1 protein-coding gene is annotated in these 614 nt (G+C 45.3%); it reads left to right on the forward strand.

The annotated features are described in order from the left end of the window. Window positions 1-184: 184 nt before the first annotated feature. Entirely contained in the window at window positions 185-556 is a 372-nt protein-coding gene (locus tag R7Z50_RS28850; RefSeq protein ID WP_023623157.1) for a GntR family transcriptional regulator, read from the forward strand. Window positions 557-614 lie beyond the last annotated feature (58 nt).

The raw sequence follows: 614 nt of genomic DNA on the forward strand, positions 1-614 counted from the left end.
ATTTTTTAAGGGCAAAAACGTATGCGATTGCGTGCAAATTTTGTGTGAAACTCTGGTGCAAACTTTGTCGAATTTTCTTCGACAAAAGTGATTGAGAAAACAGCGCAAGAAGATTGGCGCTTTCTATCCCACCGCCAAGGTGTTATACATATATATAACACCAACTCAGCCAAGGAAACCAATCATGACGCATTGGCATGATCGCCAACCGATTTTTCGCCAATTGGCTGATCAGATCACCCAACAAATATTGCAGGGCGTCTGGAAAGAAGGCGAGGCTTTACCCTCCGTCCGCAGCATCTCTGCCGATCTGAAAATTAACCACCTTACCGTCATGAAAGGCTATCAGTTACTTGTTGATGAAGGACTGGTGGAGAAAAAACGTGGCCAAGGCATGTTTGTCGCACAAGGGGCAATTCAACAATTGCGCTCTGCGGAAAAGGCTCGCTTTCTTGAACAGCAAATTCCTCAAATAGCCGATACATTACAACGTCTGGACATGTCAGTTGATGAACTTGTCCAGCAACTTAACCCCCATATGAAAGGTGACCAATGAGCGCATTAGTCAGTGTAAAAAACGTCTCCAAGCAGTACCGCCAACAAGGAGAGGCGCT

The organism is Vibrio sp. 1249-1 (assembly GCF_033340495.1).

Bases quoted from the DNA above. Each gene is read 5' to 3' on its own strand.
- R7Z50_RS28850 (WP_023623157.1), top strand. From the start codon at position 185: ATGACGCATTGGCATGATCGCCAACCGATTTTTCGCCAATTGGCTGAT.